The sequence below is a fragment of the Mesorhizobium sp. W067 genome, assembly GCF_054719525.1.
In genome coordinates, this window is record NZ_JBTTII010000001.1 from 817,233 (window position 1) to 841,799 (window position 24,567).

24 protein-coding genes and 1 pseudogene are annotated in these 24,567 nt (G+C 64.3%); 9 read left to right on the top strand and 16 right to left on the bottom strand.

The window, feature by feature from the left end:
• Positions 1–23: 23 nt before the first annotated feature.
• Positions 24–656, top strand: coding sequence for a Vgb family protein (locus ACYG97_RS03980; protein ID WP_023733977.1), 633 nt, complete (start codon positions 24–26; stop codon positions 654–656).
• Positions 657–708: 52 nt separating this feature from the next.
• Here the strand turns inward: ACYG97_RS03980 and ACYG97_RS03985 are convergent, their stop codons facing one another.
• A complete protein-coding gene (locus ACYG97_RS03985) occupies positions 709–1,014 on the bottom strand; it encodes a hypothetical protein (RefSeq protein WP_023689804.1) in 306 nt (101 codons plus the stop codon).
• Between the two features lie 278 nt (positions 1,015–1,292).
• Between ACYG97_RS03985 and ACYG97_RS03990 the strand changes: the two genes are divergently transcribed.
• On the top strand, positions 1,293–1,637 hold the full coding sequence (locus tag ACYG97_RS03990) for a hypothetical protein (RefSeq protein ID WP_023733979.1): 345 nt from the start codon (positions 1,293–1,295) through the stop codon (positions 1,635–1,637).
• Between the two features lie 37 nt (positions 1,638–1,674).
• Here ACYG97_RS03990 and ACYG97_RS03995 read toward each other — a convergent pair whose 3' ends face one another.
• On the bottom strand, positions 1,675–2,406 hold the full coding sequence (locus ACYG97_RS03995) for a DUF2270 domain-containing protein (protein ID WP_023733980.1): 732 nt from the start codon (positions 2,404–2,406) through the stop codon (positions 1,675–1,677).
• A 240-nt stretch (positions 2,407–2,646) separates the two neighbouring features.
• Between ACYG97_RS03995 and ACYG97_RS04000 the strand changes: the two genes are divergently transcribed.
• Positions 2,647–4,929, top strand: coding sequence for a cation:proton antiporter domain-containing protein (locus tag ACYG97_RS04000; protein WP_023733981.1), 2,283 nt, complete (start codon positions 2,647–2,649; stop codon positions 4,927–4,929).
• Between the two features lie 29 nt (positions 4,930–4,958).
• Here the strand turns inward: ACYG97_RS04000 and ACYG97_RS04005 are convergent, their stop codons facing one another.
• Positions 4,959–6,167, bottom strand: a complete 1,209-nt coding sequence (locus ACYG97_RS04005; RefSeq protein ID WP_023733982.1) for an MFS transporter — start codon at positions 6,165–6,167, stop codon at positions 4,959–4,961.
• A gap of 247 nt (positions 6,168–6,414) precedes the next feature.
• Here ACYG97_RS04005 and ACYG97_RS04010 point away from each other — a divergent pair, with 247 nt between their 5' ends.
• Positions 6,415–6,843, top strand: coding sequence for a VOC family protein (locus tag ACYG97_RS04010; RefSeq protein ID WP_156936038.1), 429 nt, complete (start codon positions 6,415–6,417; stop codon positions 6,841–6,843).
• 95 nt (positions 6,844–6,938) lie between these two features.
• Here ACYG97_RS04010 and ACYG97_RS04015 read toward each other — a convergent pair whose 3' ends face one another.
• The gene (locus tag ACYG97_RS04015) at positions 6,939–7,526 is read right to left on the bottom strand and encodes a dihydrofolate reductase family protein (RefSeq protein ID WP_023685903.1); all 588 of its coding nucleotides are present in this window, start codon (positions 7,524–7,526) and stop codon (positions 6,939–6,941) included.
• 135 nt (positions 7,527–7,661) lie between these two features.
• Here ACYG97_RS04015 and ACYG97_RS04020 point away from each other — a divergent pair, with 135 nt between their 5' ends.
• Both ACYG97_RS04020 and ACYG97_RS04025 read left to right on the top strand, forming a co-directional pair.
• Positions 7,662–8,078, top strand: coding sequence for a winged helix-turn-helix transcriptional regulator (locus ACYG97_RS04020; RefSeq protein ID WP_023685902.1), 417 nt, complete (start codon positions 7,662–7,664; stop codon positions 8,076–8,078).
• 450 nt (positions 8,079–8,528) lie between these two features.
• Positions 8,529–9,632, top strand: a complete 1,104-nt coding sequence (locus ACYG97_RS04025; protein ID WP_023733983.1) for a flavin-containing monooxygenase — start codon at positions 8,529–8,531, stop codon at positions 9,630–9,632.
• A 20-nt stretch (positions 9,633–9,652) separates the two neighbouring features.
• Here ACYG97_RS04025 and gcvA read toward each other — a convergent pair whose 3' ends face one another.
• Positions 9,653–10,552: a transcriptional regulator GcvA gene (gene gcvA, locus ACYG97_RS04030; protein WP_023733984.1), complete on the bottom strand. Its 900-nt coding sequence runs from the start codon at positions 10,550–10,552 to the stop codon at positions 9,653–9,655.
• A 131-nt stretch (positions 10,553–10,683) separates the two neighbouring features.
• Between gcvA and ACYG97_RS04035 the strand changes: the two genes are divergently transcribed.
• A complete protein-coding gene (locus ACYG97_RS04035; protein ID WP_023705118.1) occupies positions 10,684–11,388 on the top strand; it encodes an SDR family oxidoreductase in 705 nt (234 codons plus the stop codon).
• Between the two features lie 31 nt (positions 11,389–11,419).
• Here the strand turns inward: ACYG97_RS04035 and ACYG97_RS04040 are convergent, their stop codons facing one another.
• From ACYG97_RS04040 to ACYG97_RS04070, 7 genes and pseudogenes are all read right to left on the bottom strand, one after another.
• The gene (locus ACYG97_RS04040; protein WP_023673469.1) at positions 11,420–12,322 is read right to left on the bottom strand and encodes a carbohydrate ABC transporter permease; all 903 of its coding nucleotides are present in this window, start codon (positions 12,320–12,322) and stop codon (positions 11,420–11,422) included.
• Between the two features lies 1 nt (position 12,323).
• On the bottom strand, positions 12,324–13,223 hold the full coding sequence (locus tag ACYG97_RS04045) for a carbohydrate ABC transporter permease (RefSeq protein ID WP_444849008.1): 900 nt from the start codon (positions 13,221–13,223) through the stop codon (positions 12,324–12,326).
• A gap of 141 nt (positions 13,224–13,364) precedes the next feature.
• Positions 13,365–14,690: an ABC transporter substrate-binding protein gene (locus ACYG97_RS04050; RefSeq protein WP_023693796.1), complete on the bottom strand. Its 1,326-nt coding sequence runs from the start codon at positions 14,688–14,690 to the stop codon at positions 13,365–13,367.
• Positions 14,691–14,729: 39 nt separating this feature from the next.
• A pseudogene (locus ACYG97_RS04055) lies at positions 14,730–15,815 on the bottom strand (ABC transporter ATP-binding protein).
• A gap of 194 nt (positions 15,816–16,009) precedes the next feature.
• Positions 16,010–16,600 carry a DUF922 domain-containing Zn-dependent protease gene (locus ACYG97_RS04060; RefSeq protein WP_023733985.1) on the bottom strand — a complete coding sequence of 197 codons (591 nt, stop codon included), beginning with the start codon at positions 16,598–16,600 and terminating at the stop codon, positions 16,010–16,012.
• A gap of 53 nt (positions 16,601–16,653) precedes the next feature.
• The gene (locus ACYG97_RS04065; protein WP_023733986.1) at positions 16,654–17,928 is read right to left on the bottom strand and encodes a D-tagatose-bisphosphate aldolase, class II, non-catalytic subunit; all 1,275 of its coding nucleotides are present in this window, start codon (positions 17,926–17,928) and stop codon (positions 16,654–16,656) included.
• Positions 17,928–18,908, bottom strand: coding sequence for a tagatose kinase (locus ACYG97_RS04070; RefSeq protein WP_023689812.1), 981 nt, complete (start codon positions 18,906–18,908; stop codon positions 17,928–17,930). The genes ACYG97_RS04065 and ACYG97_RS04070 overlap by 1 nt, the downstream gene beginning before the upstream one ends.
• A gap of 210 nt (positions 18,909–19,118) precedes the next feature.
• On the opposite strand from ACYG97_RS04070, the gene ACYG97_RS04075 reads away from it, so the two are divergent.
• Together ACYG97_RS04075 and ACYG97_RS04080 are read left to right on the top strand one after the other, a co-directional pair.
• Complete coding sequence (locus ACYG97_RS04075; protein WP_023733987.1) at positions 19,119–19,748, top strand: glutathione S-transferase family protein; 630 nt, start codon at positions 19,119–19,121, stop codon at positions 19,746–19,748.
• A gap of 147 nt (positions 19,749–19,895) precedes the next feature.
• A complete protein-coding gene (locus ACYG97_RS04080) occupies positions 19,896–20,144 on the top strand; it encodes a hypothetical protein (RefSeq protein ID WP_031201948.1) in 249 nt (82 codons plus the stop codon).
• A 30-nt stretch (positions 20,145–20,174) separates the two neighbouring features.
• Here ACYG97_RS04080 and ACYG97_RS04085 read toward each other — a convergent pair whose 3' ends face one another.
• The 4 genes from ACYG97_RS04085 to ACYG97_RS04100 all read right to left on the bottom strand — a co-directional run bounded on the left by ACYG97_RS04085 (position 20,175) and on the right by ACYG97_RS04100 (position 24,441).
• Positions 20,175–20,672: a GNAT family N-acetyltransferase gene (locus tag ACYG97_RS04085; protein ID WP_023733988.1), complete on the bottom strand. Its 498-nt coding sequence runs from the start codon at positions 20,670–20,672 to the stop codon at positions 20,175–20,177.
• Positions 20,673–20,682: 10 nt separating this feature from the next.
• Complete coding sequence (locus tag ACYG97_RS04090; protein WP_023673479.1) at positions 20,683–21,699, bottom strand: ABC transporter permease; 1,017 nt, start codon at positions 21,697–21,699, stop codon at positions 20,683–20,685.
• Entirely contained in the window at positions 21,696–23,327 is a 1,632-nt protein-coding gene (locus ACYG97_RS04095; RefSeq protein WP_460221556.1) for a sugar ABC transporter ATP-binding protein, read from the bottom strand. The genes ACYG97_RS04090 and ACYG97_RS04095 overlap by 4 nt, the downstream gene beginning before the upstream one ends.
• Positions 23,328–23,493: 166 nt before the next feature.
• Positions 23,494–24,441 carry a substrate-binding domain-containing protein gene (locus ACYG97_RS04100; protein WP_023733990.1) on the bottom strand — a complete coding sequence of 316 codons (948 nt, stop codon included), beginning with the start codon at positions 24,439–24,441 and terminating at the stop codon, positions 23,494–23,496.
• Positions 24,442–24,567 lie beyond the last annotated feature (126 nt).

A 24,567-nucleotide genomic window follows, 5' to 3' on the forward strand; every position in this document is an offset into this window, starting at 1 on the left:
TGACCATGATCGAGGACCAGGACATGAAACATTCAGCAGCGGAAATCCTGCGCGAATACGGGCCCTTTCCTGATGTCGACACCGTGCACGGCGTGAGCTTCGACGGACAGAATGTCTGGTTTGCGACGGGCGAGCGGCTGACCGCCTTCGATCCGGCAAGCGGTGAGACGCTGCGCTCGATCGATGTCGCCGCCCATGCCGGCACCGCCTATGACGGCCGACATCTGTTTCAGCTCGCCGGGGACCGCATCCAGAAGATCGACCCGGATACCGGCAAGGTGCTCTCCACCATCCCGGCGCCCGGCGACGGCCGCGATTCCGGCATGACCTGGGCCGAGGGCACGCTCTGGGTGGGGCAGAACCGGGAGCGCAAGATCCACCAGATCGATCCCGAGACCGGGAAAATCCTGCGGACCATCGACTCAAACCGCTTCGTCACCGGAGTGACCTGGGTCGATGGCGAGCTCTGGCACGGCACCTGGGAAGGCGACCAGAGTGATGTCCGGCGCGTCGACCCACAGACCGGAAAGGTGCTGCAACGGCTCGACATGCCGGCGGGGCAGGGCGTGTCGGGGCTCGAATCCGACGGCGGAGACCGCTTCTTCTGCGGCAGCGGCCCCGGCGGCATGGTGCGATCGGTGCGTCGGCCGAAGTAAGGCCGTCAAGTATTGGGCCGGCAGCGTATTTCCTGCGGTCATCCCGCCGAGATCATATCCCGGAGCCGTCGAGCAGCGGGACGTCTTCGCCTTGCCACGGACTTGGCATTGAAGCACGGCTCAGATTGGCCGTCGGCAGCGGCATCCAGCATTTCAACTCCGGTTCGGGGTATTCGATCACCCGTCCTGGCGACGAATCGGAAGAGCGCCAGCCCTCCGTGCCGAACTGGTCTGCGCGCGACCAGTAAGCGAGGTCGACCTCGGCCGGCCCCTGTTCCGATGGCCTGACCGTGACCAGGATGCGGCTGCCGTCCTTGGGCGCGCTCGCCATGTGCCGCCAGCGATCGGGTTCGTCCATTCTCATGTCCTCCTGCACGTTGCAGGGATAGTCGCCGCGCTCTTGGCAGCGGTCAACCCGAACTTTGCACGAGATCTGTTTAGTACTCCCGCGCCGTCGGCCGAAACAAGATCTGGTTCATGTCGACCTCGTCGGGCTGGCTCACGGCGAACGCCCCCATGGCGAAAGAATCCGGATGCCGGGCCGCAACAGGAAAATCGAAGCCGGCATGTGAACGGGCTCACATGCCGCCACTGCAAGGAACGCTATGGGACGTCCGGCCATGACAGGGGTTTCGGATGACACTTGCTGATCTGTCTTTTTGTCTCTTCACTATTTTCAATGGCTTGCGCGTGGTGTCCTACCTGCCGCAGATCGTGCGGGTGGCCCGGGACAGGCACGGGGCGTCGGCGATTTCCTACGCGACCTGGCTGTTGTGGACAGGCGCCAACGCCACGACGGGACTCTACGCCCACATCAATCTGAACGATCCCGCTCTGGCGGCGATCAACTGGCTGAACGCCGTATGCTGCGTGCTGGTCATCGCGCTCACCGCCTACAAGCGCCATCGCGCACGGCTTCCAGTTGAGGAAGCCGCAAGCCGGTCGGAAGCGACCGCTCTGATGGTCGACAATGTTTGTTGAAGATCACCGCGGCAGATTGCGCTTTTCGAGGCCGCTCTCAGACATGCACGGTGCCATGCGAAAGCTCGCCCTCGGCGCTTGAGATGAGGAAAGCGGCTGCGAGTAGGCCGACATAGAACAGCCCGACCATGCACACGACATAGATGCCTGGAACCGGGCCGAGCTGCGCCACGCGCGCGGCGTCGAGAAACGACGCGCCCAAGCCTATCGGCGACCCTTCGCGCTGCAGACTGGGCGTCGTGATCTTCAGCACCCACGCCAGCATCAGGATCGTGTACATGAAAATGTAGTTGCGGCGCAGCCGGCGCACCAACGCCGCGCGTTGCGAGATCAGGAAGCGCGGCGAACGCAGGCCTTCGCCGACGATGGCCAGCCAGTTGGAGGCGTAGTCGGGCTGCGGCGAGAAGATCTGCGCGAAATAATAGCGCTCGAACTGGCGCACCCTGGCCCGGTAGACATCGAAGAAACGATAGCGCCGCGCCTCGATCCATAGCAGCAGCGTGGTCAGCAGCATGGCAAAGAGCAGCACCCCGTGATGGGCGCTGGGCGTCGAGAGTGAGACTGAGAGCATGGCGGCGACGACAGTAATCGCCCAGTTGCTGGTACGGTCCAGCCGGTCGCGCCAGCCGGCCATGCGGGCGATTTCGGCGCGGTGGAAATGCGACATGGTGGCCACGAATTCCGATGAGGTGAGCTTCAGCGCGAACGCATCAGAGGCCCGCGGCGCTGCAGCCGCTTCGTCGGTTTTCACGGTCTTGACCTGGGACATCCCTTGCCACGCGCCTCCCAACGCCATGGCCGGCCGAAACGACGCCGGTCATCCCCATCTGCGCAACGCGCAATCGGTTGAAAATGTTCCGTCGCCGGCCCGGGTCTCGGCGGTTTATCCGCAGTCAGATAGGCCCGTTATGCGATTCAGGTAAGGAGGGACCTGCGGCGCGCTAAGGGAGCGTGGCGTGCAACCGATCTCGCCCTCAAAACGTTAATACCGGGCACAATGAGGGGGTGCATGTCCTTCGTGATCAACCGGCGCCGGTCGGTCGCGCTTGCCGCGGCAGCTTTCGCATTCATGCCGGCCGCATCGTTGGCAGCCGAAAAGACCGGCATGTCCAGCGAGGGCATTTTCGTTCTCGAAATCCTCCTTCTGCTTCTCGTCGGCCGCGGCATCGGCGAGTTGCTGGAGCGTCTCGGCCAGCCGGCGGTGATGGGTCAGCTCATCGGCGGCATCCTGCTCGGGCCATCGCTGCTCGGCTGGCTATTGCCGGAAGCAGAACGCGTGATCTTTTCAGGCGACGCCACCCAAAAGAGCATGATCAGCGCCATCGCCCAGCTCGGCGTTTTGATGCTTCTGTTGCTCACCGGGATGGAGACGGATCTGCGGCTGGTGCGCAGGGTCGGCCGTGCGTGCTTTTCCATCTCCGCCGCGGGCGTCGCCGTGCCTTTCGCGCTCGGCTTCACCGCCGCACAGTTCATGCCGGCCTCGCTGCTGGCCGACGGAACCGAGCGCATTGTCGCCGGCCTCTTCCTCGGCACGGCGCTGTCGATCTCCTCGGTCAAGATCGTCGCCATGGTGGTGCGCGAGATGAACTTCATGCGCCGCGATCTCGGTCAGATCATCGTCTCGTCGGCCATCATCGAGGACACGATCGGCTGGGTGATCATCGCCATCACCATCGGCATCGCCACCAAGGGGCGCATCGAGCTCGGCAGCCTTGCCTTCACCATTGTCGGCGTCGCCGCCTTCATGGGGTTTTCCTTCACGATTGGCCGCCGCATCGTCTTCGACGCCATCCGCTGGACCAACGATACGTTCCGCAGCGAATACGCCGTCGTCACCGTCATTCTCGCCATCATGGGCGCAATGGCGCTGATCACCGATCTGATCGGCGTCCACACCGTGCTCGGCGCCTTCGTCGCCGGCATACTGGTTGGGGAATCGCCGATCCTGTCGCGTCATATCGAAGGGCAATTGCGCGGCGTCATCATGGCGCTGTTCATGCCGGTTTTCTTCGGCGTCGCCGGCCTTTCGGCGGATCTCACCGTGCTTGTCGACCACGAGCTTGCGCTACTCACGGCCGCTTTGGTGCTGATCGCCAGCTTCGGCAAATTCGCCGGCGCCTTCATCGGCGCCGAGCTTGCCGGCATGAGCCGCAAGGAAGGCATCGCCGTCGGTTGCGGCATGAACGCGCGCGGCTCGACCGAAGTCATCGTCGCCTCGATTGGCCTGTCGATCGGCGTTCTGTCGCACAATCTTTTCACCATGATCGTGACCATGGCCGTCATCACCACGCTCGCCATGCCGCCGACCTTGCGTTGGGCACTCGGCCGCTTGCCGATGGGCGAGAACGAGAAGAAGCGTCTGGAGCGCGAGGAGATCGACCAACGCGGCTTCATCGCCAATCTGGAACGACTGCTGGTGGTGACCGATGAGGGCGTTGTCGGCCGCTTTGCTGCTTACCTCGCCGGAGTCGTGGGCGCCGGCAGGCCGACGACGGTGCTGCATGCCCGAGGCGAGGGGGAGGAGGCCGAGCCCGGCACGGATGCGAAGCTCGAGCCGATCGAAAAGGGTGCCGAGGACAGCCGCGAGGCCGCCAGGAGTTCGGACGAGGAGCTGGCCCGCGCGGCGCCTGTCACGCGGCGCCACGAGGCCGAGCTTTCGGCCGAAACGGTTGCCAAGGAGGCGCGCAAAGGCTATGGGCTGCTGCTGATCGGGCTCGGCCGCGCGGTCACGTCGAAAGGTGGGTTTGCCCGCCGCATCAACGAGATCGCCGGCGCCTTCGAGGGCCCGCTATGCCTGGTGCTGAAGGCGACCGGCGCCGGCCGCCAGATGCCTGAAGGCGGGAAGATTCTGGTTCCGGTCAACGGCACCGCGATCGCCCGCCGGGGTGCCGAAATGGCACTGGCGATTGCAGCGGTCACGGGTGCGCGGGTCAAGATACTTTATGTCGCGCGCGTCGGCCGCGACGAACCGCGCGACACTGTCTCGCATCGCCGCAGGGAGGCGGTGCTGAAGGATACCGTCGCACTAGCCGACCGCTATGGCGTCGAGATCGAGACGGCCATCCGCAGCCGGGCTGCCGCCGCCGATGCCATTGCCCGCCAGGCCGGCAGGGGGGCGGCGCTGATCGTCATGGGCGTGGCGCGGCGCCCTGGCGAGGAACTCTTCTTCGGCGAGACGACCACCGGCGTGCTGCAGCGCTGCCAATGCCCGGTGGTGCTGATCTCGGACGCCAGGCTCAGCCGCGACGACGAGGGCAGGGAAGAGCTGCGCTCGGGAACGGGGACAGGGTGATGAGTATTTCCCCTCGAGGGAAATTTCGCTCACGTCGCCTGCAGCCTCTCTCGGCCGGGCTGCGGCGGGAAGGCGATGGCGATGCCGGCAGCACCGAGGCCGATCAGCGCCGAGCCGATGAACAGCCAGGAATAGCTGGCATAGGCGTCGAAGATCATGCCGCCGGCGAGCGGGCCGAACGACATGCCGAGGCTGGACAACAGGGTCGCGGCGCCAAGTATCGTGCCGATGATGCGTGGCCCGAAATAGTCGCGCGCCAGAACCGCATAGAGCGGCATGACGCCGCCATATGTGGCGCCGAAGATGATCGCCAGGAGATAGAACTGCTCGAGATTGCCGACGGCGAGATAGGCGGCGATCACCACCGCCTGGATGGCGAGGCCCACGATCAGCACCGGCTTGGCGCCCAACCTGTCGCCGAGCACGCCGTAGAGCACGCGCCCGCCAAGGCCGGCAAGGCCCTCGACGCTGTAGATCGACACGGCTGCCATCGGCGCCACGCCGCACGACATGGCATAGCTCACCATGTGGAAGATCGGCCCCGAATGCGCCGCGCAACAGGCGAAGAAGGTCATGCCCAGCACCAGGAATTGCGGCGAGCGCAGCGCCTGGCCGACTGACATGCCGGGGGCCGCGGCAGGCGCGGGCGCGCTGCCATCCGCTGCCGCGACCGCCGCCGACGGCTGGCGCACCAGGAAGACGGCCGGCAGCAACAGCACCCAGGCCATGATCCCGATGTCGAACATGGCGGTACGCCAGTCATAGGCCGTGATCAGCCAGCGCGCGAAGGGCGAAATGGTCATCGGCGCCACGCCCATGCCGGCCGAGACCAGCGACACGGCCAGGCTGCGATGGGTCTCGAACCAGGCGGTGGTCAGCGCGATCATCGGCGCGAAGAAGGCGCTGGCCGCCAGCCCGACGATGACGCCATAGCTCAGCTGGAAGACCAGCAGCGATTGGGCTCGGCTCGCCACCACCAGCGACAGGCCGAGCAGCACCGCGCCGGCAAAAACCACCGGGCGGGCGCCGACACGGTCATAGATGGCGCCCCAGGCGAAACCGCCTGCACCCATCACCAAGAAATTCAGCGTCATGGCGCTGGAAATGCCGGTTCGCGACCAGTTGGTGTCGAGCGCCATCGGCTCGAGAAAGATCGCCAGCGAAAACATCGCGCCGAGCGCCACACAGGTCATCAGCGCGCCGCACGCGACGATCACCCAACGGTAGGAACTGTTCATGCTCTTCTCCCGAGATCGGTTTCGATGCGGCGCCACTCGCTCCAGCTCCGTTGCGCCGCTTGCGTCCGAAGGACGTTGGCGGGATTTCGAATCCGACAATCCGGTTGCATTTTTTATCCGGTCTGCGTGGAAGTCCATCCGGATATGACAAAAGCAGGGGTGTAAGGCTGCCAAGCGCGCCGACAAGATAGACTGCCGAATTGACGAGCCGCTCCGCGGCACTAGCTTTGTGGTCTCGCGACGGGAGATATCGCTCATGGAACTGCATCGCGGCCGCCTCATCGACCACGTCCAGCTGGTGGTCAGGGACCTCAAGGCGAGCCGGCGCTTCTATGAAGCCGTCTTCAAGGTGCTCGGCATTCCGATCGGCGGCGAGGCCGAGGACTATTTCTGGGCCGACGAGCTGTTCATCTCAAGCCTCGACAGCCGGGCGGCGAAGGGACAGCTGACCGGGCGCCATCATCTGGCCCTCCAGGCCAGGGACAAGGCCATGGTCGATGCCTTCTACAAGGCCGGCCTCGATGCCGGCGGCGCCGACAATGGCGCGCCGGGTGAGCGGCCCTACCACCCCGGCTACTACGCCGCCTTCCTGCTCGACCCCGACGGCAACAACATCGAGGCGGTGTTTCACGGGCCGGCAAAGCGAAGTGCCGCTTCGGTCGAGATCAATTTCTAGCGCAGGTTCACGAGGAGCGGGTTGCGGTGATCCGTCCGGAGTTCTCGTAAAAACAAAGAGTTGAAGCGGTCCACGGATTCAATCGCTGAACTGCTTCACATTGCCGGCGCGTAGCGGTTCACCACCATTCCGCAGGCATAGGCTTTAGAGCCGAGCAGGCGCAATTTCCGGAAGCCGCCACGGTCGAAAATCCGCTCGCCGTCGCCCAGCGCGGCCGGATTGATGAACAGCTGGAACTCATCGACCAACCCCGCTGCAATCAGCGCCGAGGCAAAGCCGGCGCCGCCGAATACCGCCATGTCGCCTTCACCTTCAGCTTTCAGGGCCTTGACCTCGCGCGGCAGGTCGCCGCTGGCAAGCGTCGTGCGCTCCCACCGCGATGCCGCGAGCTTGTCGCTCAGCACCACCTTGCGCGCCTCGACGATGCGCTGCGCAAAGGCGTAGAAGGGATCGCGCTGATAGTTTTTTGCCGCATTGCCCCAATGGGTTAGATAGCCTTCTTCGGCCATCTTGCGGCTGAGCAGAATGGTATCGATGCCGGCGAACACCGCGTTGAAATCCTGCTTCAAGTCGTCGTCCCACGGGCAGTTGGCGCCCCATTCCCAGAGCTGCCAGTGCTCATCGCCGGCCGCGCCGACAAAACCGTCGACCGACATCTGCATCTGCAGGATCAGTTTTCTCATCGTCGTTCTCCTGATTGAGCTCTGGTGTCACCAGCGCCAGGTCAGGCGGCGTTGGTTATTGCTTTACTTTCGGAACCATTGACACGAGAGAAAAATGATGTCAATAGTAAAGTGATTTAGAATGGAAGCATTGAAATGTCGACCAGGGAAAGATCCGGCTGCCCCATCAGCCTGTCGCTCGAACTGCTGGGTGACCGCTGGACGCTGCTGATCATCCGCGACATGATTTTCGCGGGAAAAAGGCACTTCAGGGAGTTCCTGCTATCAGGCGAAGGCATCTCGTCGCGCACGCTGGCCGAGCGGCTGCAGAACTTGCAGGATGAGGGCATCGTCACCAGAAGCGACGACCCCACGCACAAGCTCAAGGCGATCTACAGGCTGACCGAGGCCGGCATCGACCTGTTGCCGGTGCTGGCGACGCTCGGCGCCTGGGGCAGCAAATACCGCAACGCCGACGACAAGCTGGCCAGGATCGCCGACGAACTGGCGGCCGGCGGCGAGGCAGCGCTCGAGCAGATAAAGAAGAAGCTGCGCGCCGAGCATGTCGGCTAGGGAGGAACGCCTCCCTTCGCGCTGGTGGCGGGCTAGATCGACACGACATCGCGCAGCCTCACCCTTCCCATCCCGCAAATCGCTGTGGCCGGAGCCATGTCTGCTTCGGATTGCCATCGCCCGAACCACGGCCTCCTCCAGCCAGCGCGCGGTGGCGGGGGCGGCATGCATGCCGATTGGGCCTATGCCGCCATGCACGTAGAGCTCTTCGACCGCGGTGCGGCCGGCGACAGGCAGCCCGTCCGACAGCATGGGGCGATTGCCGGGATAGACATTCGTCACCGGGGTGAGCCGAGACCGGACAGGATGCGTAGCGTGCGCGCCGCGATGCGAAGGCGTCTCGGCGCTAGCGCGCCGTCCACCTTCTCCAACAAGGGGAGAAGGTGAGGCGCGCCTTGTCCCGCCTGCGCTTCTACGCGTAGCCTAAGGAGCTAGCGGGAGGAGAATCGCTTGGACACCACTGTCGTTATTGTCGGCGCCGGGCCCGCCGGCCTTGCGGTCGGTGCCTGCCTGAAGCGGGCAGGAGTGGATTTCATCCTGCTCGAAAAATCGCAGGAGATCGCGCCCGCCTGGCGGCGGCACTATCGGCGGCTGCATCTGCATACGGTGAAGTCGTTCTCGTCGCTGCCGTTCCTGCCATTTCCCAGGGACTATCCGCGCTACGTGCCGCGCGAACTGGTGGTCCGTTACCTCGACGACTATGCGGAAAAATTCGACCTGCGCCCGCGCTTCGGCGTGACGGTGAAAGCCATTCGCCTCGGGGACGGCGGTTTTCTGGTCGAGACAGAATCGGACAACCTCAAGGCGCGCCATGTCGTCATCGCCAGCGGTAACAATGCCGAGCCGATCGTCCCCCGGCTCCCTGCTATCGAGGCTTTCAAGGGCGAGGTGCTGCACAGCGCCGACTATACGCAAGCGGCGCCCTTTGCCGGCCGCTCGGTGCTGATCGTCGGCATGGGCAACACCGGCGCCGAGATCGCGCTCGACTTGGCGGAAAGTGGCGCGCGTCCGACCATTTCGGTGCGCAAGGGCGTCCACATCGTGCCGCGCCAGCTGTTCGGCGTGCCGATCCAGATGGTCGGCATCGCCAGCCGGCCGATGCCGCAGGCGCTGAACGACTGGATGTTCCCGATCATCCTCGATTTCGCGCTGGGCAAGCTCGAGAAATACGGCATCGTCAGGCCGAAGCAGGGCATCCTGCAGCAGATCGACGAAGTCGGCCGCATCCCGGTCATCGACGTCGGCACGGTCGACGCCATCACCAAAGGCGCCATCAAGATCGCACCCGACATAGCGGGCTTCACCGAGCGCGGCGCTGCGTTCACCGACGGCAGGCAGGAAAATTTCGACGCCGTCATCCTCGCCACCGGCTATCGCCCGGGCTACGAAAAGTTTCTGCCCGTGGAATTGCAGCCGGAGCGCAGTGGCGTCAACGCCCGCGCCTCTCAACTCGGCCTCTACCTCGTCGGCTTCTACAATCCGGTCACCGGTCTGCTACGAGAAATCGGCAGGGAGGCGAAGGCGGTGGCGGCCGACATTGCGCGGCGGCGGTAAAAGGGGAGATCGGCTATCCATCACAGCCGCGCCGCATCGCCCTCATCCAGCAGCCATCGCCGCACGGCTTGCGTCGGTTCTGGGTGCCGTTGCTTGCGCGGCATCACGACATAGAAATCGTGCGTCCCACGCATCTCCGCGTTGATCGGCTGCACCAGCCGGCCGGCGGCAATGTCGGCGGATACGAGAAACCGGCTGGCCAGCGCGATGCCCTGGCCGGCAATGGCGGCGTCGATCGCGAGGCCTGTCTGGTTGAAGCGCATGCGTTTGGCCTCGGCGGCCATCCTCAGGCCGAGCGCCTTTTCCATGAATTCCGGCCATAGATTGTGCGCGTCGTGCAGCAGGACGTGGTGCTGGATGTCGGTCGGCGCGATCTCGTTCGCGCCGGTCGGCAGCAGGGCAGGGCTGCAGATGGCGACGATCTGCTGTGGAAACAAAAGATCCACCATCAGGCCGGCGCCGAAGGGCAGGCGGCCTTGCCTGACCGCAATGTCGACGCCGTCGGCCTGAAAACTCGACAGGCTTTCGCTGGCCAGGATTCGCAAATCGACCAGCGGGTTGTGGGCGACGAACTCCGGCAGTTTGGGGATCAGCCATTTGGTGGCAAAGCTCGGCGTGACGCTGATCGTCAGCCGCGCCGGTTCGGGCCGCAGCAGCAAGGTGGCCTCCGAGATCAGCTCGAAGGCGCGGCGGATGTTGGGCATATAGGCGCGGCCCTCATCGGTCAGCGCCAGGCCGCGCGGCAGCCGGTCGAAGAGTTTTGTGCCGAGATCGGCCTCCAGCCCGCGTATATGCTGCGCCACCGCCCCTTGCGTCACGTTCAGCTCTTCGGCGGCGATGCGGAAGTTGAGATGACGCGCGGCGGCTTCGAAGGCACGCAGCGCATTCAATGGTGGCAGGCTCAGGAAGGCTTCAGGCATGCAGGAGTTTTTCTACAGCTTGATTTCAGGCTTTCTGGTTCGAACCAGATGGCAACACCGTTTATAGCATTGCTCGAAGGTCGGAAACATGGGCTTCAGAGTCCCGCCAACCCGTGCGAAGGAAAATCAAGATGAATGTAGAAAAAGTGGCAGTGGTCGTCGCCGGTGGCAGCGGCATGGGTGCGGCGGCGGCCAAGCGGCTGGCGGCGGACGGGTTCAAGGTCGCGATCCTGTCGTCCTCAGGTAAGGGCGAGGCCTTGGCGAAAGAGCTTGGTGGCCTCGGCGTCACCGGCTCCAACCAGTCGAATGACGATCTGCAGCGGCTCGCCGACCTCACGCTCGAGCGCTACGGCCGCATCGACGTGCTGGTCAACAGCGGCGGCCACGGGCCACGCGCGCCGATCCTCGAAATCACCGACGAGCAGTGGCACACCGGTCTCGACGTCTATCTGATGAACGTCATCCGGCCGGTGCGCATCGTGGCGCCGCAGATGGTCAAGCAGAGGGCCGGCGCCATCATCAACATCTCGACCGCCTGGGTGGTCGAGCCGAGCCCGATGTTCCCGACATCCGCCGTGTTCCGCGCCGGGCTTGCCGCCTACACCAAGATCTTCGCCAACACCTACGCCGCCGACAATGTGCGCATGAACAATGTGCTGCCCGGCTGGATCGACAGCCTGCCGGCCACCGAGGAGCGCCGCGACAGCGTGCCGATGCAGCGCTACGGCACGTCGGAGGAGATCGCCGCGACCATCGCCTTCCTCGCTTCCGAAGGTGCGGGCTACATCACCGGCCAGAACATCCGCGTCGACGGCGGCATCATCGGCGCGATCTGACCGCGCCGGTCGCCTTGCGTGAGCCGGCGCGTCACTCCTTCACCGCGCCGGTCATCGACGAGACATAGTGCTCGACGAAGAACGAATAGAGCACCACCACCGGCAGCGAGCCGATCAGCGCTCCCGCCATCAGCGCCCCCCATTCGTAGACGTCGGAGCGCACCAACTCGGTCAGCACACCCACCGGCACGGTCTTGTTTTCCGAGGACTGGATGAATGTCAGCGCATAGATGAACTCGTTCCATGACAGGGTGAAGGCGAATATGCCGGCGGAGATCAGGCCCGGCACCGACAGCGGCAGCACGATCTTGGTGAGGATCTGCCACCGGCTCGCTCCGTCTATCAGCGCGCATTCTTCCAGTTCGAACGGGATGGAGCGGAAGTAGCCCATCAACAGCCACGTGCAGAACGGCACCAGGAAGGTCGGATAGGTAAGGATGAGCGCGAAGGGCGTGTCGTAGAGCCCGAGGTTGAACACCATCACCGACAGCGGAATGAACAGGATCGAGGGCGGCACCAGATAGGCGAGGAAGATGCCGAGGCCGACCTGCCGCGCCCCGGAAAAGCGCAACCGCTCGATCGCATAGGCGGCGAACACCGACGCCAGCAGCGACAGGAACGTAGCGGCGGTCGAGATGATGATCGTGTTGAGCAGCCAGCCCGGATAGGAGGTCTCGAACAGGAGATAGCGGATGTGCTCCAATGTCGGATGCACCACCCAGAACGGATTGAACTGCGCATAGTCGGTCATTTCGAGATTGGGTTTAACCGCCGTGATCGTCATCCAGTAAAACGGAAACAAAAGCACGAAGACGAACACCAGCAGCGGCAGATAGACCGTCACCACGCGGCGCGGCAGGCTCTGCAGGTAGCCCATGCCGCCTTCGTCGATATCCCCACGTTTCGCCTTCCTTGTCGCGGCCGTCTTGACCATGTCAGTCTCCGCCGCCTTGTTGCCATTTGCGGCGTTGCAGGCCGAAATAGCTGAACAGGATCGCCGCCAGCAGGAACGGGATCATGGCCACCGCGATGGCCGCGCCCTCGCCAAGCTGGCCGCCGGAAATGCCGCGCTGGAAAGACAATGTCGCCATCAGATGCGTGGCATTCACCGGTCCGCCCCGGGTCAGCACGTAGATCAGCTGGAAATCGGTGAAAGTGAACAGCACCGAGAAGGTCATGGTGATGGCGATGATCGGCGTCAGCAGCGGCAGAGTCACATAACGAAACAACTGCCAGCGACTGGCGCCGTCGAGCGTGGCCGCCTCGTAGAGCGACTGCGGAATGGTCTGCAGGCCGGCGAGCAGCGTGATGGCGACGAAAGGAATGCCGCGCCAGACGTTGGCGGCGATAACCGAAGCGCGCGCATTCTCCGGATCGCCGAGGAAATTGATGCGGTGGTCGATCAGGCCCATTTGCTGCAGCGCCCAGGACAGGATGGAGAACTGCGAATCGTAGATCCACCAGAAGGCGATGGCTGACAGTACGGTGGGCACCACCCAAGGCAGCAGGACTATCGCGCGGAAGAACGATTTGAACGGCAGGTTTTCATTGAGAATGAGCGCCAGCCACAGGCCGAGCACGAACTTCAGGATCGAGGCGCTGACCGTGTAGAGCAAGGTGTTGAAGACGGACAGCCAGAAGACGGCGTCACTCCACAGATACTGATAGTTCTCGGTGCCAATGAAGATGCCGGGGCGGCCGATACGGGCATCGGTGAAGCCGAGCCAGACGCCCAGCCCGAGCGGATAGGTCAGGAAGACCAGCAGCAGCGCCGCCGCCGGCAGCATGAAGCCGAAGCCCAGCGCGTTGCGGCTTTCGGAGATCCGCGAAAGCATCGACGGACGCGGCTGGGCGGCAACGGACGGCACGGCCATGGAGGGCTCCTCATCGGGGAATCAGGTCACGGCGTCAATGGCCGCCATGGGATTGTGCGACGGGCCGGGCAGCGCACTAGACGCTGCCCGGCGGTGCCGTGATCAAACGCGGTAGTAGCGGTTGGCGCGCTTCTCCGCCTCCTCCATCGCCTCCTGCGGCGTCGCCTGGCCGGTCACCGCCTTGGCAAACATGTCGACCAGGACATAGTCGGCCATGGTCGCCGCCGAGGCATAGCCGAGCGGCCCGGCATAGCCGTTGGGGCGCAGCGTCGCCGAGGCCTTGGCATAGGCGGCATTGTTCGGGTCGGCCGTCCACACTGGATTGTTGTCGAAGGCCTTCAGCGTCTGGCAGCAATAGCCCGCCGAGGAGGTGATCCAGTCGGTCATCTGCGGATCCTCGAACATGAACTGCAGATAGGCCTTGGCCGCATTGGGGTAGGGCGTGTAGTTGAAGATGACGGCGGTGGTCACCTGGAACAGTTCGACCGATTTCCCGACGGGACCGATCGGCAGGTTGGTGGTGCGGATGTCCTTGGCGATCTCAGCCAGCTTCGGATCGTTGTCCTTGTTGATCTTGGCCGTATTGTAGGCGGAAATGCCGTTGGCGATGACGCCGAGTTCGCCGGCCAGGAAGGCGCGGTTGTTATTGACGTCGAGCCAGCTTTCGGTCCCGGGAATGAAGGTCTTGTAGAGTTCCTGCGCGTATCCGATCGCCTTTAGCGTCTCGGGGCTGTTGATCGCCACCTTGCCGCTCTCGTCGACCATCTGGCCGCCATGGCTCCACAGCAGCCAGTGCGCGTAATTGTTGCCGTCGCCGACGCCGTGGCCGTGCGTGAAGCCGGCCGGATGTCCCTTCGCCTGCAACGCCTTGCAAAGCTCGAGGAAGCCTGCCGTGTCCTTCGGAAATTCGGAGAAGCCGGCCTCCTTCACCCAGCTTTCGCGATAGACGATGGCATTGCCGATCGTGGCCAGCGGCAGGCCGACGAACTTGCCGTCCCGCGTCGCATATTGCTTTGGTCCGTCGTGCCAGCCGCCATATTTCGAGCCCAGATACTCGCCGAGCTCGGTCACGTCGTGCAGCTTGTCGGGATATTGATGCGGGTCGTCGAACCAGACGAACATGAGGTCCGGGCCGGAACCGACATTGGCGGCGACCGCTGCCTTGGGGCGAATGTCCTCCCAGCTTTCCTTGTCGACACGAACCTCGACACCTGTCGCCTCGGTGAAGCGCTTGGTGTTGGCCAGCCATTGATCCTCATCGCCCTTGACGAAGGGCGACCAGCGCAGCAGCCGCAGCTTTGCGCCTTCCTCGGGCTTGTATTTCAAGCCCTCCTGGGCAAAAGCCGGCGAGCCGACGAACCGGCTTCCCAGAGCTCCCGCCGCGGCACCTGCGGTCGTGCGGATTACATCGCGTCTCGTGAATTTCATGGTCGTCTCCTCCGGTTTATCTTCCTTGCTATGCGGTCCTTACCATCCGTTACGCGTTTCAAATCGTGTTCCGGTCTTGCCGTCAAAGAGATGAATCAGGCCAGGCGCGGCAGAGAGCCGTATGGATTCGCCCGGTGTGAAGGCATGGCGTTCGCGGAAATTGGCGACGATCTCGTCGCCGCCGGCGGTGCGGCCGATGATCTGCACTTCCGACCCGGTCGGCTCGACCACCGCGACGGTGACTGGAATGCCTTGGTCTGACGATAGCCGCAAATGCTCGGGCCGTATTCCCAGCACCACCGGATGACCGTTGCCAACCGCCGGCGCGCCGGCCAGCGGCACGGAAATTCCCCCGGCGCCGCGAAAGGACGGAGACCCGTCGGTGACGATCTCGCCCTTGATCAGGTTCATGGCGGGCGAGCCGATGAAACTGGCGACGAAGAGATTGTTGGGCCTGTCGTAGAGCTCCAGCGGCGGTCCGATCTGTTCGACGATGCCGTCATGCATGACGACGATCTTGTCGGCCATGGTCATGGCCTCGATCTGGTCGTGGGTGACATAGACTGTCGTCGTCTTGAGCCGCTGGTGCAGTTCCTTGATCTCGGCGCGCATCTGCACCCTGAGCTTGGCGTCGAGATTGGAGAGCGGTTCGTCGAACAGGAAAACCTGTGGATCGCGCACGATCGCCCGGCCCATGGCGACGCGCTGGCGCTGGCCGCCGGAAAGCTGGCGCGGATATCGCGTCAGCAATGGCACCAGCCCGAGGATTTCGGCGGCGCGCTGAATGCTGGTAGCGCAATCGGCCTTCGAAACACCTTTGAGCATGAGCGAGAACGCCATGTTCTCGGCGACCGTCATGTGCGGGTAGAGCGCCTAGTTCTGGAACACCATGGCAACGTCGCGCTCTTTCGGCGCAACGTTGTTGACGACCCGATCCCCGATCGCGATCTCGCCCCGAGAAATCTTTTCCAGGCCGGCGATCATCCTGAGAAGGGTCGATTTTCCGCAACCCGACGGGCCGACCAGCGTGACGAATTCGCCGTCGTCGATATCCACACTGACGCCATGCAGGACCTCGACGGTCCCGAACGATTTGTAAACATCGCCGATCGCGACAGACGCCATCGATCTCCTCCCGAATGCTTCTTGCGACGCCCCGAAGGAAACCGCTCCTCTCCCGCCTCGCGACCGTCTCCCATTCCCCCAACAGGTCGCGTGACGATCAGACGGTAGCGCTACCAAGCCTGCCTGTAAAGCGGCCATGCGGCCGGTGCTCTTGTCATTCGGAACACCGGGGCAATGACCGGTTCGCCGGCAAACTACCCCCCATTCACAAAAGCCAGCACCAGCTTCTGCAGGTTTCCGCCGGGGCCGAATTCGACCCGGTCGAAGTCGCGGCTCGCCTGCCGCTGAGCCAGCGAGATCTGGGCGAGTTGCCTCGTCAGCTCGGTTCTGATCTTGCTGCAGGCGGGGTCATCAGTAACGGTCAGGCCGACGCTCACCGCCTCGATCTTGCGCACCATCTCGGCGATGGCTGCGCCATGCACTCTCTCGTGGGCGGCGAGCCCGGCGATGAACACCGTCCAGTTCTTCTGGACGGAAGCCGGCAACGGTTCGGCCGGCTTCGGCAAGGTGTAGGTGATGATCAGTTTCGGGCGCGCCGATTTGAGCACGCAAGCGTCGCCTTGCGGCCTGTAGTCCCTGGTCCAGGTCAGCTTGAAATTGGTGTGCGCAATGACCCGACCCTTGCCGAGCAAGGGGCCGGCTTCGCCGATCGCGGCATAGAGTTCCGGGCCGGTCCGCCCTGCGATGGCGTAGGTCTCGACCTTTTCGACCGGCTTCCAGTCGGCGCGTGCCGGCGACGCCAGCAGAGAGGCCGCGAACAGGAGAAAGAACATGACTGGTTTCATGGAAACGTCAGAGACACTGGGCTGAGGCAAAGATCAACCCGGCGCAAATGCACTCAGGTCCCACGGCAGGCCGCGTCATAATCGGCCAGCACCTGATCGACAGCTTCGAGAAGAATAGCCTCGGGATTGCCCGCCGGCCCGAGTTCGGCCGGCAGCGCCGGCAGGAATTGCCGAATCAGCGTTTCGGGAATGGCAACGCCGTCCAGCGCCTTGCGCAGGCGCTCGACGGCCGCGACAGCGGTGGGGTTGCTCCAATAATAGCGGATGCGGTCGCTGTAGCTGTAATGCCGCTGCACATAGAGCTCTGCTTCGTTGCCGTGATAGTGGCTGTGCCAATGGCCGGGTGCTGCCAGCATCGCGCTTTCCATGGTCCGGGCGAGCGACCGGTCGCCATAGTCCCTGGCCATTTCGGAGGCGATCAGGTCGAGCCCGTAAAGCGCCTCGCGCAAGGCGAAGGTCAGGCCGGGGCCGACCTTGAGGATAGGAAAGCCGTTTGCGACCAGCGCGGTCAAAGCCGCACGGGTCTGGTAGTCGGTCGAATGCGCCTCGTAGACGAGCGACGGCTGCTCATCGAGCAAGCCGGTCAGGCCCTTGGATTTTTCGGGCGCGTAGGCGACGACATTCTGGCTGCCGAATTCCACGCCCGGCTGCACCACCACGGCCATGACGCGGCCGAACGCCTCGGTCAGGCCTTCGCGGGCAAAGATCTCCCGGTGAACCTCGATCGTGCGCCGCGCCGCCGCCGCCTCGGTCGGCTTCAACTCGCTGATCGCATGGTCGACTCCGCCGGGGGCGGGGACTTCGGTGCCGATGATGTAGACCGGCAAGGTGCTGCCTGCGGCGTGCGCGGCCGTTTCGGCCGCCTTTGCCAGCCGCGCCGCCCGGGTGGCGATGGTCTCGTCGTCCAGGGCCGCCGGCTCGCCGGCGCAGCCCATCGATGCGTCGAGATGGATCTTGGTGAAGCCGGCCGCGATATAGGCGCCGACCATGGCCTCGGCCTTGTCCATCGCGTGCGCCGCCGGCTCGGCGCGCCACGGGTTCGGTCCCAGATGATCGCCGCCGAAGATGATGCGCGAGGCTTCCAGCCCCTCGCGGCAGGCGATCTCCAGCACGAAGGCGACGAACAGCGCCGGGGTCATTCCGGTATAGCCGCCGAACTGGTTGACCTGATTGCAGGTTGCCTCGATCAGCAGGTTTTTCTCCCTGTCGGCAACGGCGCGCCGTATCGCTGTCTGGATCACCAGCGGATGAGCCGAACAGATGGACGTGATGCCGTAGGGTGCTCCGTTCCGGCGGGCCGCCGCGAGACCGGCAAGGGGATTGGCCATCATCTCGCTGTTCCCTTGATGAATTGATCGAGTCCGTCGAAGCTGGTGACGCCCTCCATCGGGCCGCGCCGGGTGACGTTGCGGGCGCCGGCGGCATTGGCATAAAGCAGCGCCTTGCCGGGCTCCATCCCCTGGCGGCGGCAGGTCAGGTAGGTGGCGCCGAAACAATCGCCGGCGCCCGTGGGGTCGACTTCCTCGACCTGAAAACCGGCGCAGTCGATCCTGGCGCCGTCGGCGCCGAACCAGGAAGAGCCGTCAGCACCGCGCTTCAGCACGATCTCGCCGACGCCCCTGGCAAACAGCGCCGCCACCGCCCGGTGCTCGTCATCGACGCCCGCCGTAGCGAGCAATTCGTCGCCGGACGGCAGCAGCAGGTCGGCATCGTCGATGAGTGCGGAAAACAGTGCGCCGTCGGAGCCGTCGATCAGCTCCTTGCGCACATTCGGGTCGAATGAGGTCGAGCCGCCGCGGGCACGAACCGCCTGCACTGCGTAGCTGACGATCTCCTTCAGCCCTGCCACCGACAGCGTCGATCCCATGATATGCAGATGGCCGGCCCTGTCCGCCAGCAGGCGCGCAGCAGTGGTCAGGTGGATCTGCCCGGCGGCGGATTCGGCGATGTTGTAGACGAAGTCCCTGATACCATCGGGCCGGTAGCGCACGAAGGCGCATCCCGTCGGGAAGCGGTCGCTGATATCGACGGCTGAGACGTCGACGCCGTCGCGCTCCAGCCTGTCCAAGTTGAGCGTGCCGAAATCGTCGCGGCCGACGCAGCCGATAATGCCGGCGCCGCCTCCCAGCCGGGCGACCTGATCGATGAAGATCGCCGGCGCGCCGCTGGGGAATGGCCCGACAAGCGATTGCGGCTCGAGGAAGCCGAAACCCCGTTCCGTCGCCATGATCTCGACCAGGATTTCGCCGGCGACAATCGTTGGCCCCACGGCCTCGGCGGCGATCTCGCTTCGGCGCGAAAGGCTCATGCTTGCGATTCCTCTCACACGCAAACTGATTGCTTGCCCGCGCAGTTATCCGACGCAAGTGTTTATCGGGTAAATCGCACATACAGCGAAGTCAATAAAACTCTACATGCGTATAGTTTATCTGTTTCCGCGCGTACACATTGCAGGATTCGGGTGGCTGGTATCGTGGCACCGTGCAAATCAGGCGTCGACCGCAGCGAAAGGACAGCCATGCTCACGCTTCATGATTATTTGCCGTCGCAAAACGGTTGGAAGGCGAGGGTCGTGCTCGGCCTGCTCAACATTCCCTATGAAAGCCGCCTGGTGTCGATTTTCGAGGGCGAGAGCCACACCGACGCCTTCCTGAAGCTCAACCCGGCCGGCGCCGTTCCTGTGCTCGAACTCGAGGATGGCCGTGCGATCGCCGAATCGAATGCGATCCTCATTTATCTCGCCGAAGGCACGCCCTTGCTGCCGGCGGATCGCTATGTCAGCGCGAAAGTTCTGCAATGGCTGTTCTTCGAACAGTACCATGTCGAGCCGGTCATCGGCTCCCTGCGCTTCTGGACGCTGGCCGGAAGGCTGGAGCGCAACCAGGCGACGCTTCCGGCCAAGCGCGAAGCCGGCGCCCGCACGCTGGCAGCGCTGGAGCGCAGCCTGAACGACACGCCGTTCCTTGTCGGCGACATGCTCACCATCGCCGACATTGCTGTCTATGCCTACGGCCACCGTGCCGAAGATTGCGGCTTTGCGCTGGCGGCTTATCCGGCGGTTCGTGCCTGGACGGGCCGGGTACGCGACGCCATCGGTCCCGGCTATCCCGTGCATCTCTACAGCATCGATCGGCATTCGGCTGCTTGACGGCAAAAGGCGCGCGTTCACCTTGCTTAGTCGAAAAGAAGACCCAGATTCTGCTTTGTCGGCGGCTTTCGCTCGCAATCCGTTGACTGGATGGCCGGATCCCGGCATCAACTCGACGACCTGCCGGCACTTAGCATGGAGGTGACCATGACACGCGACGACATCATTTCGGTGTTGGGGCCGGTAGACGAGGCGGTCATAGCCGACATCGCGCTGACCGGCGCCACCCTTCAAGAACTGCGCGAGGCGTTCGCCTGGCTCGGTGCCGACGAGGCGCTGGTCAACGAGGGCCGCCCCTTGCCGGGAACGAAGGTGGCGCGGCTGATCGAACTCCTCGATATGCCGGACGACGAGGACGGTCCACAGGCGGTGGCGGCGCAGGGGTTAGGGCAGTAGGGCCCTGACTACTGCGGTTTCCCATTCACTTCACGCCCTCGACAGCAGCCGGCGCATGATCAGCGAGGCATGGCCGGCGACGCCGTGCGCGGCCGGGCGGTGTTCGACCACCTCGAAACCGTGCTTGCGATAGAAGGCGATCGCCTGGTCGTTGCCCTCGATCACTTCCAGCGCAATGCTGGGGATGCCGGCATGCGCGACAAGCACCGCGTGCAGCAGGTCGGTGGCGAGCCCGCTGCCGAACTCTGACTTGTCGATGTGCAGCCGGTCGAGCAGGACATCGCCACGATCGTCCATCGCCGCCATCGCGTAGCCGGCGATCGAACCGTCCGGCCGTTCGGCCACGAACGACATCTTGTTGTCGTCCAGAAGTTCGGCTGCCAGCCGCTCGGGCGCATGCTTGTCGTCCGAGAGGCGTGCCGTGGTCTCGGGTCCCAGGATCGGCGAATAGGTGCGCCGCCAGGAGTCTCCCAGCAGCCGCGATACCGACGCTACATCGTTCTCTGTCATCGCCCTGATCTGAACCATGGCCGATCCCTCACCGCCTCACCCGCGACTTCAGCCAACGATCGAAGGCCACGGCCAGGATCAGGATCAGGCCGATGACGATGCTTTGTGTGTAGGAAGAGACATTGTTGAACTGTAGCCCGTTCTGCAGCACGCCGATCAGTGCTGCGCCCACCACCGTGCCGCCGACCGAGCCGATGCCGCCGAATAGCGAGGTGCCGCCGATGACCACGGCCGAAATCACCGTAAGCTCGTAGCCGATGCCGGCCACGGCTTCGGAGGAGTTGAGCCGTGCTGACAAAACGAAGGCGGCCAGCCCGGCGAAGAAGCCGACGATGACATAGACCGAGATCAGAATGCGGTCGACGCGCAGGCCCGAAAGGCGCGCGGCCTCGGCATTGCCGCCGACGGCATAGACGGCGCGGCCATAGCGCGTATAGCGCAGCACGATGTGGCACAGGATGGCCGCCACCGCGAAGATGATCGCCGGCACCGGCACCGGTCCGATGAGCCCGGTGCCGAACCAGCGCATCGAGGCGTCGAAGCCGGAGATCGGTCCGCCATTGGAGATGGTCAGCGTCAGGCCGCGAAACACGGTGAGCCCACCCAGCGTGACGACGAAGGGCGGCACTTTCAGCCGGGTGATGGCAAAGCCCTGGACGCCGCCGGCCAGCGCCCCGACGATGACGGCGGCAAGCAAGGCGGCGAACCAGCCATATCCTTGCGTGCCCGTGGTCGACAGCGACAGCGTGTTGGCGGTGCCGCCCTTGGCCACCACCGCCGCCACCATGCCGCAGAAGGCGAGCAGCGAGCCGACCGACAGGTCGATGCCGGCAGTGAGGATGACGAAAGTCATGCCAAGCGCGATCAGCCCGGTGATCGAGATCTGCCTCAAAATGTTGAACAGGTTGATTGGATCGATGAAGCTCGGCTTCAGCACGGTGAAGATGACGATCAACACCGCCAGGAACATCAGCGGCCCAAAACTCATCAGAAGCCGCGCGATGTTGATGCCGCTGCGCTGGGTCTGTTCGGTGGTGCTGGTCATTGCATCGCGTCCTGCTTGCGGTCGAGCGCCATCAGTTCCATCAGTTTTTCCTCGGTCGCTTCGATGCCCGGCATTTCGCCGGTGATACGGCCGCGCCGCATGGTGACGATGCGATCCGACACCGCCAGCACTTCCGGCAGCTCCGACGAGATCATCATGATGGCGATGCCGCGTGCGGCAAGCTGCACCAGGATCTGGTGCACTTCGGCCTTGGCGCCGACATCGACGCCGCGCGTTGGCTCGTCGACGATCAGTACTTTCGGGTCGCGCGCCAGCCAGCGGGCCAGGATCACCTTTTGCTGATTGCCGCCGGACAGGCCCTCGATGGCCTGCTCGGGCGAGGCCACGCGGATCGACAGTGCCTTGCGATACCCGGCCAGCGCCTCGCGCTCGCGCCGTTCGGCCATGAAGCCGGCCCCATTGCTGTAGCGGCCGAGCGAGGCGATGGAGAAATTGTTGAGAATGCCAAGTGCTGCAAAAATCGCCTGGTGCTTGCGGTCTTCCGGCACCAGCCCGATGCCGAGTTTGATGGCGTCGGCGGGCGAAGCCGGGGCGATCGGCTTGCCGTCGAGCGCAATCGTGCCGGCCGCGATGCGGTCGGCGCCGAAAATGGCGCGGGCAAGCTCGGTGCGGCCGGAACCGACGAGGCCGGCAACGCCGAGGATTTCACCGGCCTTCAGATCGAGGTTGACGCCTTCGAGCACGATGGCATGCGGCGCCAGCGGGTCGCGCACCGTCCGCAGCCCGCGCACCGAGAGCCTGACCTCGCCGGCGACATCGCGCTGCGTCGGCCGCGCGTAGAGTTCGGAGGCGGCGCGGCCGACCATCTTCTCGATGATCTTCGGAATCTGGATCGGCCGGCCGTCGCGGTCGAGATGACCGGCCAGCCTGCCGTCCCGCAGCACGGTCATGCGGTCGCAAATGGCGGACGCTTCCTCCAGCCGGTGGGTGACGAACATGATGGCGACACCGTCCTTGCGCAGCCTGTCCATGATCGACATCAGTTTCTGCACCTCGGTCTCGGTCAGCGCCGAGGTCGGCTCGTCCATGATGATCAGGCGGCTTTCCAGCGACAGAGCGCGGGCGATTTCGACCAGCTGCTGTTCGGCTACCGACAGCGAGGACACCGGCGTCGCCGGATCGATGTCTAGACCGACGCGGGCGATGATCGCGCGCGAGGCGTCCTCCATCCTGCGCCAGCTGACCAGCCCGAGCGGACCGAGCAGCGCGCGGCCGATGAAGATGTTTTCCGCCACCGTCAGCGTCGGGATCAGGCTGAGTTCCTGGTAGATGGTGACGATGCCGTGCCGCTTGGCGTCCTGTGGGCTGGACGGTGCGTAGTCGGCCCCGTCGAAGACGATGCGACCGCTCGACGGCGGCATCACGCCGGACAGGATTTTCAACAGCGTCGACTTGCCGGCGCCGTTCTCGCCGAGCAGGCCAAGGATCTCACTGGGCCGCACCTCGAGCGAAACGTCGATGAGCGCGGTGACGCCGGAAAAATGCTTGGTCACGCCTTCGACGGAAAGGAGCGGGGGCGATGATGCGGTGGGTTCAACGGCGGACAAGCATTGCTCCCGGATTGCGATAGGCAGCGGGACAGCGCCCCCCTCTGTCCTGCCGGACATCTCCCCCACACGGGGGGAGATCAGCAGTTTTGCCGGCAGCACTATTTCTATAACGTTGGCGATTGGCGAAAGCAGACGTGACGGCCAATCTCCCCCCAAGTGGGGGAGATGTCCGGCAGGACAGAGGGGGGCGCGACAGAGCGCGACCTCCACCCGGGCCCTACTCTCACTTCGTCTCGTTCAGCCTCTCTGCCTTGTCGAGATTGTCCTTGCCGATGACGATCGGCGTCAACAGCACCAGCTTCTCCTTCGGCTCGGTCTTGTCCCTGGCGAAGGCGACCGCGATCTGCACCGCCTTGCGCGACTGTTCGCCGGGGAACTGCTCGACCGTGCCGGCGAGCTTGCCGTCGCGCACGGCGACCAGCGCTTCCGGCAGCGCGTCGAAGCCGTAGATCTTGACGTCGGTGAAGTTGCGCGCGGCACAGGCTTCGAGCGCGCCGAGCGCCATGTCGTCATTGGCGCAGATGATGGCGTCCGGCTTGCCGTTGGCGGCAAGCCCGGCCTCGGTCACCGACAGCGCTTCGGCGCGGGCGAAATTAGCGGTCTGCTCGAAGATGATCTGGTACTTGTCCTTGAGCGGATCGAGCACATTGTGGACGCCTTTGTTGCGGTCGATCGCGGGCCCGGCACCCGGCTGGCCCTGCAAATGGAACAGCTTGGCGCCGTTCGGGAACGCCGCCACCATGGCCTGCGCCTCGGCCTCGCCGCCCTTGACATTGTCGGCGCCGACATGGGCGAGAATGCCCTCGACGCCGTCGACGCGGCGGTCGATCGTGACCACGGGAACCCCGGCCTTGACCGCTTCCTCGATCGCCGGCGCCAGCGCGTTGACGTCAAGCGGCGAAATCACGATGGCGTTGACCTTCTGCACAAGTGCGGCCTCGATGTCGGCGGTCTGCTTCGGCGCCGAGTTCTGGCCGTCGCTCTCGGCCAGATTGACGCCTTGCGCCTGCGCCTCCGCCTTGATCTCGTTCAGCATGTGCACAAAGAACGGAAAGCCGAGATTGGGCACCGAGCCCAATATGGTCAGTTTGTCGGCGGCAAAGGCCATGGGCGCGGCCAGCGCCATGGCGCCTGTCGCCACGGTCGACAGCAGGAATTCGCGTCTGTTCATCAGATATCCTCCACATGGATGCAGGAGCCCGAAACCGTTAGCGGCTCGGGATTTTCCTGCGTCGATTCAAAAATGGAGTGTCCTGTGAGCGCCCGAAGGGACGCGACGGCGCTCCAGCCGGTCCAC

What these genes read in the sequence shown, in the direction of transcription:
- ACYG97_RS03980 (WP_023733977.1), top strand. Translation starts at nt 24, where the DNA reads ATGAAACATTCAGCAGCGGAAATCCTGCGCGAATACGGGCCCTTTCCT.
- ACYG97_RS03985 (WP_023689804.1), bottom strand. Translation starts at nt 1,014, where the DNA reads ATGGACGAACCCGATCGCTGGCGGCACATGGCGAGCGCGCCCAAGGAC.
- ACYG97_RS03990 (WP_023733979.1), top strand. Translation starts at nt 1,293, where the DNA reads ATGACACTTGCTGATCTGTCTTTTTGTCTCTTCACTATTTTCAATGGC.
- ACYG97_RS03995 (WP_023733980.1), bottom strand. Translation starts at nt 2,406, where the DNA reads ATGTCCCAGGTCAAGACCGTGAAAACCGACGAAGCGGCTGCAGCGCCG.
- ACYG97_RS04000 (WP_023733981.1), top strand. Translation starts at nt 2,647, where the DNA reads ATGTCCTTCGTGATCAACCGGCGCCGGTCGGTCGCGCTTGCCGCGGCA.
- ACYG97_RS04005 (WP_023733982.1), bottom strand. Translation starts at nt 6,167, where the DNA reads ATGAACAGTTCCTACCGTTGGGTGATCGTCGCGTGCGGCGCGCTGATG.
- ACYG97_RS04015 (WP_023685903.1), bottom strand. Translation starts at nt 7,526, where the DNA reads ATGAGAAAACTGATCCTGCAGATGCAGATGTCGGTCGACGGTTTTGTC.
- ACYG97_RS04020 (WP_023685902.1), top strand. Translation starts at nt 7,662, where the DNA reads ATGTCGACCAGGGAAAGATCCGGCTGCCCCATCAGCCTGTCGCTCGAA.
- gcvA (WP_023733984.1), bottom strand. Translation starts at nt 10,552, where the DNA reads ATGCCTGAAGCCTTCCTGAGCCTGCCACCATTGAATGCGCTGCGTGCC.
- ACYG97_RS04035 (WP_023705118.1), top strand. Translation starts at nt 10,684, where the DNA reads ATGAATGTAGAAAAAGTGGCAGTGGTCGTCGCCGGTGGCAGCGGCATG.
- ACYG97_RS04040 (WP_023673469.1), bottom strand. Translation starts at nt 12,322, where the DNA reads ATGGTCAAGACGGCCGCGACAAGGAAGGCGAAACGTGGGGATATCGAC.
- ACYG97_RS04045 (WP_444849008.1), bottom strand. Translation starts at nt 13,223, where the DNA reads ATGCTTTCGCGGATCTCCGAAAGCCGCAACGCGCTGGGCTTCGGCTTC.
- ACYG97_RS04050 (WP_023693796.1), bottom strand. Translation starts at nt 14,690, where the DNA reads ATGAAATTCACGAGACGCGATGTAATCCGCACGACCGCAGGTGCCGCG.
- ACYG97_RS04060 (WP_023733985.1), bottom strand. Translation starts at nt 16,600, where the DNA reads ATGAAACCAGTCATGTTCTTTCTCCTGTTCGCGGCCTCTCTGCTGGCG.
- ACYG97_RS04065 (WP_023733986.1), bottom strand. Translation starts at nt 17,928, where the DNA reads ATGGCCAATCCCCTTGCCGGTCTCGCGGCGGCCCGCCGGAACGGAGCA.
- ACYG97_RS04070 (WP_023689812.1), bottom strand. Translation starts at nt 18,908, where the DNA reads ATGAGCCTTTCGCGCCGAAGCGAGATCGCCGCCGAGGCCGTGGGGCCA.
- ACYG97_RS04075 (WP_023733987.1), top strand. Translation starts at nt 19,119, where the DNA reads ATGCTCACGCTTCATGATTATTTGCCGTCGCAAAACGGTTGGAAGGCG.
- ACYG97_RS04080 (WP_031201948.1), top strand. Translation starts at nt 19,896, where the DNA reads ATGACACGCGACGACATCATTTCGGTGTTGGGGCCGGTAGACGAGGCG.
- ACYG97_RS04085 (WP_023733988.1), bottom strand. Translation starts at nt 20,672, where the DNA reads ATGGTTCAGATCAGGGCGATGACAGAGAACGATGTAGCGTCGGTATCG.
- ACYG97_RS04090 (WP_023673479.1), bottom strand. Translation starts at nt 21,699, where the DNA reads ATGACCAGCACCACCGAACAGACCCAGCGCAGCGGCATCAACATCGCG.
- ACYG97_RS04095 (WP_460221556.1), bottom strand. Translation starts at nt 23,327, where the DNA reads ATGTCCGGCAGGACAGAGGGGGGCGCTGTCCCGCTGCCTATCGCAATC.
- ACYG97_RS04100 (WP_023733990.1), bottom strand. Translation starts at nt 24,441, where the DNA reads ATGAACAGACGCGAATTCCTGCTGTCGACCGTGGCGACAGGCGCCATG.